We start from the raw sequence: 9,044 nt of genomic DNA on the forward strand, positions 1-9,044 counted from the left end.
TGCGCCGCCCGGGGCACCGCCTCTTCGCGAAGGCGGCGAAACCTCGCATCGGGCAACGACCCCGCACCCCGCCCGTCACGTAACTCGTTCGAGGGCCCAGTGGGAGGTTTGCGAGACTGGTGCCGTGAGCAGCGCACCCCCCACCCCCCGAGTCATCGCCGTCGTCGGCCCCACCGCGGCCGGAAAGTCCGATCTGGGCGTCCACCTCGCCCAGCAGCTCGGAGGTGAGGTCGTCAACGCCGACTCCATGCAGCTGTACCGGGGGATGGACATCGGCACCGCCAAGCTGACGCCCCGGGAGCGGGACGGCGTACCGCACCATCTGCTCGACATCTGGGACATCACCGTCACGGCCTCCGTCGCCGAGTACCAGCGGCTGGCCCGCGCCCGTATCGACGCGCTGCTCACCGAGGGCCGCTGGCCGGTCCTGGTCGGCGGCTCCGGGCTGTACGTCCGCGGGGCCGTGGACAACCTGGAGTTCCCCGGCACCGACCCCGGGGTGCGGGCCCGCCTGGAGGAGGAGCTGGTGCTGCGCGGCTCCGGGGCGCTGCACGCCCGCCTCGCCGTCGCCGATCCCGAGGCCGCGCGGGCGATCCTGCCGAGCAACGGCCGCCGTATCGTCCGCGCGCTGGAGGTGATCGAGATCACCGGCCGGCCCTTCACGGCGAACCTTCCCGGCCATGACTCGGTCTACGACACCGTGCAGATCGGCGTCGACGTGGCCCGCCCCGAGCTGGACGAGCGCATCGCCCGCCGGGTCGACCGCATGTGGGACGCCGGGCTGGTCCAGGAAGTGCGCGCACTCCAGGCGCAGGGGTTGCGCGACGGGCGTACGGCTTCGCGGGCCCTCGGCTACCAGCAGGTACTCGCCGCGCTCGCCGGGGAGTGCTCCATGGAGGAGGCCCGCGCGGAGACCGTCCGGGCCACCAAGCGCTTCGCGCGCCGCCAGGATTCATGGTTCAGGCGCGATCCCCGGGTGCATTGGCTCAGTGGGGCCGTGGCGGACCTCCGGGAACTTCCCCGGCTCGCACTGGCGTTGGTCGAACGACCGGTCACAGCCTGATCACGTCCTGGCATCGGGACGCCCAGGCCGTCATCCGGGCGTTCGGGACCGTGCCATCATCGAGCTTCGATCGACCAGTGGAGTCCGAGTTGGGAGGGCGCGTGGCGATGGAGGCCGGCCCTCGCGACACCGCACAAGACACCGAACCCGTCACCGCCGCGGACCGCGGCCGGCCGGAGCCGGACGATCTTCTTCCGAGCCCCGAGCTGAGCCCCGACCTGAGCCCTGACGGGCCCGATGACACCGCCGACGGGGTCAGCCAGGACGGACCGGAACCCGAGGAGATGTTCGCGGGCGGCCCCGAGGTCGAGGTCGAGCTGCGCCCCCAGCGCAGGCTGCGGATCTGGCAGCTCGCCCCCATCGTCGGCCTGGCCGCGCTCGGCTCCCTGATGTTCGCCTTCCCGCTCGCCTTCGACTTCGGCGACAGCGGGGCCGTGATCGCGATGCTGGGCCTGCTGATCTGCTCCTGCGCCGCCGGCTGGGGCATGATGGCCGCCCGCCGTGTCGGCCACTCCTGGCCCGGCCTGCCCCAGCGCGGCTCCGGCAAGCGCCCGGACTGGCGGATCGTCCTGGCGTACGCGCTGCTGGTGGGCGCGGTCGTGGTGCTCGCGGTGTGGCGCGTGGCGCGGCTGCGCTGAGCGCTCCCCGGGCGGTCCCTGAGCGCTCCCAAGGCGGTCCCTGAGCGGTGCGCGGGACTGGCGCGCACCGGGCACGGCCCGCGCGGGGGCCCGTACGATCGAGGGATGAGCACGCGGATCGCCTTCCTCAAGGGGCACGGGACCGAGAACGACTTCGTGATCGTCCCGGACCCCGAGAACGCCCTCGACCTGCCCCCGGCCGCCGTCGCCGCCCTGTGCGACCGCCGCGCGGGCATCGGCGGCGACGGACTGCTGCACGTGGTGCGCTCCGCCGCGCACCCGGCGGCCCGGGGGATGGCTGCCGAGGCCGAGTGGTTCATGGACTACCGCAACGGCGACGGCTCGATCGCCGAGATGTGCGGCAACGGCGTCCGGGTCTTCGCCCGCTACCTCCAGCACGCCGGGCTGGTCACCGAGGGCGACCTCGCCATCGCCACGCGCGGGGGCGTCAAGCGGGTGCACCTCGCCAAGGACGGCGACATCACCGTCGGCATGGGCCGTGCCCGGCTGCCCGAGGGCGAGGTGACCGTGCGCGTCGGCGAACGCGCGTGGCCCGCGCGGAACGTCAACATGGGCAACCCGCACGCGGTGGCCTTCGTCGCCGACCTCGACCACGCCGGGGATCTGCGCACGCCGCCGCCGTTCGGCCCGGCCGCCGCGTACCCGGACGGGGTGAACGTCGAGTTCGTGGCCGACCGGGGCCCGCGTCATGTGGCGATGCGGGTGCACGAGCGCGGCTCCGGGGAGACCCGCTCCTGCGGCACCGGCGCGTGCGCGGTCGCCGTGGCCACCGCCCGCCGCGACGGCGCCGACCCGTCCGTCACCGGGACTCCGGTGACGTACACCGTGGATGTCCCCGGCGGCCGGCTGGTGATCACCGAACACCCCGACGGCGAGATCGAGATGACCGGCCCCGCGGTGATCGTGGCGCGGGGGGAGATCGACGGGGAGTGGCTCGGGGGTGTGGTGGGCCGGAGTTGACGGGGGCTGCACCGCGCGGGTCCGCGCGGGTCCGCCCGGATGCCGCGGGAGCCTCGCGCGCGGGCGCGTCGGCCCGGAATCGGTGTGCGAGCGCGCACGCCCGTCCCTTCACAGCCGACGCTCAGCCAAACCTTGCCGCAGTCGCTCGAATGGGTGATCCGTTTCACGCTCGGCGGGAGGCGGTCTGCCGGGCGTGGTGGGCTCGGTAGCATCAAGCACCGGCCCGGACGGGGGACGGTCGTCACCCCCTGAGCCCGTGTCCGCCATGGGGCAGCCCGTCCGCCGGTCGACGCAGCCGGAGGTGCCCATGAGTGCGGAGGCCACGAACCCCGCGACCCCAGGCCCGATCACGGACCCCGTGTACGGCCCCGCTACCGGCCAGACCGCCCGCAGGAAGGCCCGACCCCGGCTCGACCTGCGTCGGCTCGGCCAGCGCGCCCTGCTCGGCTCACCCGCCCGCGACCGGCTGCCCGACGCCATCGGCCATGTCGTGGACGCCCATCGCGCCCACCATCCCGACGCCGACCTCGAACCCCTGCGCCGGGCCTACGTCCTGGCCGAGTCCTCGCACCGCGGCCAGATGCGCAAGAGCGGCGAGCCGTACATCACCCACCCCCTCGCCGTGACCCTCATCCTCGCCGAACTCGGCGCCGAGACCACGACGTTGACCGCCTCCCTGCTCCACGACACCGTCGAGGACACGGATGTGACGCTCGACCAGGTCGGCACCGAGTTCGGCAAGGAGGTCCGCTACCTCGTCGACGGCGTCACCAAACTGGAGAAGGTCGACTACGGGGCCGCCGCCGAGCCCGAGACCTTCCGCAAGATGCTGGTCGCCACCGGCAACGACGTCCGCGTGATGTCGATCAAACTCGCCGACCGGCTGCACAACATGCGCACGCTCGGGGTGATGCGCCCCGAGAAGCAGGCCCGTATCGCCAAGGTCACCCGCGATGTCCTCATCCCGCTCGCCGAACGGCTCGGCGTCCAGGCGCTCAAGACCGAGCTGGAGGATCTGGTCTTCGCGATCCTGCACCGCGAGGAGTACACGCACACCCGGGAGTTGATCGCCGAGAACGACGCCCGCGCGGCCGATCCGCTCGCCGAGGTCGTGGGCGACGTCCGCGCGGTGCTCCAGGACGCCGACATCCCCGCCGAAGTCCTCGTCCGGCCCCGCCACTTCGTCTCCGTGCACCGGGTGTCCCGTAAACGCAGGCAGTTGCGGGGCGCCGACTTCGGGCGGGTCCTGGTGCTGGTGGGGGAGGACGCCGACTGTTACGCCGTACTGGGCGAACTGCACACCTGTATGACCCCGGTGGTGTCGGAGTTCAAGGACTTCATCGCCGTACCGAAGTTCAACCTCTACCAGTCGCTGCACACCGCCGTCGCGCGTCCCGACGGACAGGTCGTCGAGGTGCTCATCCGCACCCACCAGATGCACAAGGTCGCCGAGGCCGGGGTCGTCGCGCTCGGCAACCCCTACACGCCCGGCACCGAGGAGTCCCCGGCCGAGGGCGAGCGCATCGACCCCACCCGGCCCGGCTGGCTCTCCCGGCTCCTCGACTGGCAGCGCGCCGCGCCCGACCCCGACACTTTCTGGTCGACCCTGCGCGAGGATCTCGCCCAGGACCGCGAGATCACCGTCTTCCGCCCGGACGGCGGCACCCTCGGCCTGCCCGAGGGCGCCAGCTGTGTGGACGCCGCCTACGCGCAGTACGGGGAGGACGCGCACGCGTGCATCGGCGCGCGCGTCAACGGGCGTCTCGCCACGCTGAGCACGGTCCTCAAGGACGGCGACACCGTCCAGCTCCTCATGGGCCAGGACCCGGCCTCCGAACCGTCCCGCGAGTGGCTGGACCACGCCCACACCGCCGCCGCGCGGATCGCGATCCAGCGCTGGCTGACGACCCACCCGGCCCCGGCGGACGGGACGGCTGTGGAGGGGGCGGCTTCGGAGGGGGTGCCGCCGGGGGCGGTGACTGCGGTGGCTCTGGATGGGGCGGGTCCATCGGGGCCGGCGGGTCCGGTGGGTCCGCCGGTGGCGTCGGTGGCGTCTCCTGAGGGGGCGGAGCGTACGGCGGCGGTCTCCGTGCCGCAGTCCACGCGCCCGGCCGCCAACGTCGTCCTCGACCAGCCCGGCGCGGCGGTACGGCTCGCCGGGTGCTGTACGCCCGTACCGCCCGACGAGGTCACCGGATTCGCGGTGCGCGGGGGAGTGGTGACCGTGCACCGCGCGGAGTGCGCCGCGGTGGCCCGGATGAAGAGCGCGGGGCGCGCGGAGATCGGCGTGCGCTGGGGCGAGTCCAGTGAGTGCCGGGTGACGCTGGTCGCCGAATCGTTCGTGCGGCCCCATCTGCTGGCCGACCTGACCGAGGCGATGGCCCTGGAGGGCGCCGAGATCGTCTCCGCGACGGTGGAGCCGCCCAGCCAGCAGCAGGTCCGGCACACGTACACGGTTCAGCTGCCCGACGCCTCCCACCTGCCCGCCCTCATGCGCGCGATGCGGAATGTGCCGGGGGTGTTCGACGTGAACCGGGCGCGGCATGCGGCGGCGGCCTCCTGAAGGTGCCCCTTGCTGGGCCTGAGTGGGCCGGTGCCCCTTCGCCTGGACCTGAGTGGGCGGGTGCCCGTTCCTGGGCTTGAGGGGGCGGGGCCCCGGGCCCGATGGGCAGGGACCGTTCGAGTGGGCCCGGCGCGCGTCCTCCCCGGTGCGCGCCTGCCCGGCTGATAGCCGTGGTGCATGCCGCACAGTTCCCGTACCCGCCGCGCACCGCTCGCTCGCCCTTCGGGGACGCTCCCGTCCCGGACGTTTCCTTCCGGGACCCTCGCCTCCGGGACCCTCGCCTCCGGGATGTTCCCCTCCGGGATGTTCCGCTCGGGGACGTTCGCTTCCGGGGCCCCGCGAGCGAGGAACCTCCGTCGGCTGAGGTCCGCCCTGCTCGCGTCCGCCGTCTCCGGCTGCCTGGTCGCGGCGAGCGCACCCGCGGTGCCGCTGGGCGTCGGTGACCGACTCTTCCCGTACCTGGGCAACCCGGGGTACGACGTGGCGGCGTACGACCTGTCCTTCACCTACGGCGGCAGCAACAGCGAGCCGCTCCAGGCCGTCACCACGATCGACGCCTGGACGACCCGCCCACTCGACACGGTCAACCTGGACTTCACCCACGGCGAGGTCGAGTCGGTCATGGTCGACGGTGAGCCCGCCGCGTTCACGGGTGCCGGAGAGGATCTGGTGATCACGCCCGAGGACCCGCTGGGCGACGACGAATGGATGCGGATCACCGTGCGGCACACCAGCGATCCCACGCCCCCGCCAGGCCGGGACGGCGGCTGGGTGCGCACCGCGGACGGTCTGGCGATGGCCAACCAGGCGGATGTCGCCCACACCGTGTTCCCGTGCAACGACCACCCTTCGGACAAGGCCCTGTTCACCATCCGCGTCACCGCCCCGAGCGGCTACACGGCGGTCGCGAACGGCCTCCCCGCGGGCGTCGACCGCGAAGGCGACACGCTGACCTGGACCTACCGCACCCGCCACCCCATGGCCACCGAACTGGCCCAGGTCTCCATCGGCCGCTCCACCGTGCTGCACCGCACCGGCCCGCACGACCTGCCCGTCCGCGATGTCGTCCCCACGCAGTACCGCGAGCAGCTCGAACCCTGGCTGAAGAAGACCCCCGAGCAGATCTCCTGGATGGAGCGCAAGGTCGGCCGCTACCCCTTCGAGACGTACGGCCTGCTCATGGCGGACGCCTCCACCGGCTACGAACTGGAGACCCAGACGCTCTCCCTCTTCGAGCGCGAGCTGTTCATGGAACCCGCCTACCCGGAGTGGTACGTCGACTCGATCATGGTCCATGAGCTGGCCCACCAGTGGTTCGGCGACAGCGTCTCCCCGCGCGCGTGGTCCGACCTGTGGCTCAACGAGGGCCACGCCACCTGGTACGAGGCCCTGTACGCGGAGGAGCGCGACGGCCGCACGCTGGAGGCACGGATGCGGGCCGCGTACGGCGTCTCCGACCGCTGGCGCGCCTCGGGCGGCCCACCGGCGGCCCCCAAGGTGCCCGCGCCCGGCGACAAGATCGGCATCTTCCGTCCCAACGTCTACGACGGTGGCGCGCTGATCCTCTACGCCCTCCGCCAGGAGATCGGCACCCCCGCCTTCGACCGGCTGGAACGGGCCTGGGTGAGCCGCTACCGCGACGGCGTGGCGAGCACCGGGGACTTCGTCGCCCTGGCCTCCGAGACCGCCGGGCGTGATCTGAGCGGGTTTCTCGACGGGTGGCTGTACGGGGAGAAGACCCCGCCGATGCCGGGCCATCCGGACTGGAAGCGGCAGGCGGCGACGACGGCGCCGGCGAAGTAGAGGTCCTTGGTCCCTGGCCCCTGGTCCCTGGGTGACGAGGCAGCGGCGAGGGCCGCCGGGCGAGGGGGCGGCCGTGAGGGGCGCCGGAGAACTGGGCGGCGGTGTGGGTCGCCGGGTAATGGGGCAGCGGTGAGGCCGCCGGGAATGGGGCAGCGGCGAGGCCGCAAGGTAACCGGGCAGCGGTGAGTGTCGCCGCACAACGACGCGGCGGTGAGGCCGCCGGATAACACGGTGACGGGACGAGGGGGCCGTGAGACCATCGTCAGGTCGGCGACACGGTCCGGAGCCACCGGATTCGACGCCCTGGCCTCGGGAATCTCCCGGTGGTCCCGGGCGTTGTGATCAGTGACGGGGCCGTATCGGCAGCCCCCCGCCACCGGCCCCGTCGCCGGCCCATGGCACTCCATCGACGTAAGGATCAAATGACCTCCTCCTCTTCCCCTTCCCAGGACAGTCAGCGCCCCGCGCACAGCTACCCCGAAGGTCTTCGGGCCGATGCCCTGATGGAAGAGGACGTCGCCTGGAGCCACGAGATCGACGGCGAGCGCGACGGCGACCAGCTCGACCGCTCCGACCGCGCGGCCCTGCGCCGCGTGGTGGGCCTCTCCACCGAACTGGAGGACGTCACCGAGGTCGAGTACCGCCAGCTCCGTCTGGAGCGGGTCGTCCTCGTCGGTGTCTGGACCTCCGGAACCGCGCAGGACGCGGAGAACTCCCTCGCGGAGCTGGCCGCCCTCGCCGAGACGGCGGGCGCGCTCGTGCTCGACGGCGTGGTCCAGCGCCGCGACAAGCCCGACGCCGCCACCTACATCGGTTCCGGCAAGGCCGCGGAGCTGCGCGACCTCGTGCTCGAATCGGGCGCGGACACGGTCGTGTGCGACGGTGAGCTGAGCCCCGGCCAGCTGATCCACCTCGAAGACGTCGTCAAGGTCAAGGTCATCGACCGTACGGCCCTGATCCTCGACATCTTCGCCCAGCACGCCAAGTCCCGAGAGGGCAAGGCCCAGGTCGCGCTCGCGCAGATGCAGTACATGCTGCCGAGGCTGCGCGGCTGGGGTCAGTCGCTGTCCCGGCAGATGGGCGGCGGCAAGGGCGGCGGCCTCGCCACCCGTGGCCCCGGTGAGACCAAGATCGAGACGGACCGGCGCCGCATTCGCGAGAAGATGGCGAAGATGCGCCGGGAGATCGCGGAGATGAAGACCGGGCGTGACATCCAGCGCCAGGAGCGCCGCCGTCACAAGGTCCCGTCGGTCGCCATCGCCGGGTACACCAACGCGGGCAAGTCCTCGCTGCTCAACCGTCTCACCGGCGCGGGCGTCCTGGTCGAGAACGCGCTGTTCGCGACCCTCGACCCGACCGTGCGCCGGGCCGAGACCCCGAGCGGGCGCGGCTACACGCTCGTGGACACCGTCGGTTTCGTCCGGCATCTGCCGCACCACCTGGTCGAGGCGTTCCGCTCCACCATGGAGGAGGTCGGCGACGCCGATCTGATCCTGCATGTGGTGGACGGTTCGCACCCGGTCCCGGAGGAGCAGCTGGCCGCCGTGCGCGAGGTGATCAGGGACGTCGGCGCCACCGACGTACCGGAGATCGTCGTGATCAACAAGGCGGACGCGGCCGACCCGCTGGTCCTCCAGCGCCTGCTGCGCGTCGAGAAGCGCTCCCTGGTGGTCTCGGCCCGCTCCGGTCAGGGCATCGCCGAGCTGCTCGCGCTGATCGACACAGAGCTGCCGCGACCGTCGGTCGAGATCGAGGCCCTGGTGCCGTACACCCACGGCAAGCTGGTCGCCCGCGCCCATGACGAGGGCGAGGTGCTCTCCGAGGAACACACGGCGGACGGCACCCTGCTCAAGGTGCGGGTGCACGAGGAACTGGCGGCGGAACTCACGCCGTACGCTCCGGCACCGGCGCTTTGACGGGACCCGTAGGCAAGTGAAGGGCCCGCTCCTCGTCGCCCGGGGGGGGGGCCCGTGGGGGGGGGGGGCGGCGACGAGAT

The 9,044-nt window shown here is 72.7% G+C and carries 6 protein-coding genes; all 6 read left to right on the forward strand.

Going from position 1 to position 9,044, the window contains the following annotated elements:
• Positions 1-124 precede the first annotated feature (124 nt).
• The 6 genes from miaA to hflX all read left to right on the forward strand — a co-directional run bounded on the left by miaA (position 125) and on the right by hflX (position 8,964).
• Entirely contained in the window at positions 125-1,063 is a 939-nt protein-coding gene (gene miaA / locus ACFXAZ_RS08430; protein WP_384586649.1) for a tRNA (adenosine(37)-N6)-dimethylallyltransferase MiaA, read from the forward strand.
• A gap of 107 nt (positions 1,064-1,170) precedes the next feature.
• The gene (locus tag ACFXAZ_RS08435) at positions 1,171-1,701 is read left to right on the forward strand and encodes a hypothetical protein (protein ID WP_384586651.1); all 531 of its coding nucleotides are present in this window, start codon (positions 1,171-1,173) and stop codon (positions 1,699-1,701) included.
• A gap of 105 nt (positions 1,702-1,806) precedes the next feature.
• Positions 1,807-2,682 (forward strand): diaminopimelate epimerase, encoded by an 876-nt coding sequence (gene dapF, locus ACFXAZ_RS08440; protein WP_384586653.1) that lies wholly within the window; start codon positions 1,807-1,809, stop codon positions 2,680-2,682.
• A gap of 307 nt (positions 2,683-2,989) precedes the next feature.
• Positions 2,990-5,245, forward strand: a complete 2,256-nt coding sequence (locus tag ACFXAZ_RS08445) for a RelA/SpoT family protein (RefSeq protein ID WP_384586655.1) — start codon at positions 2,990-2,992, stop codon at positions 5,243-5,245.
• Positions 5,246-5,548: 303 nt separating this feature from the next.
• Positions 5,549-7,048, forward strand: a complete 1,500-nt coding sequence (locus ACFXAZ_RS08450) for a M1 family metallopeptidase (RefSeq protein ID WP_384586732.1) — start codon at positions 5,549-5,551, stop codon at positions 7,046-7,048.
• Positions 7,049-7,470: 422 nt separating this feature from the next.
• Positions 7,471-8,964, forward strand: coding sequence for a GTPase HflX (hflX, locus tag ACFXAZ_RS08455; RefSeq protein ID WP_384586657.1), 1,494 nt, complete (start codon positions 7,471-7,473; stop codon positions 8,962-8,964).
• The last annotated feature ends 80 nt before the right edge of the window (positions 8,965-9,044 follow it).

Origin of the sequence: Streptomyces sp. NPDC059477, from assembly GCF_042749375.1 — a bacterium.
GTDB lineage: Bacteria > Actinomycetota > Actinomycetes > Streptomycetales > Streptomycetaceae > Streptomyces.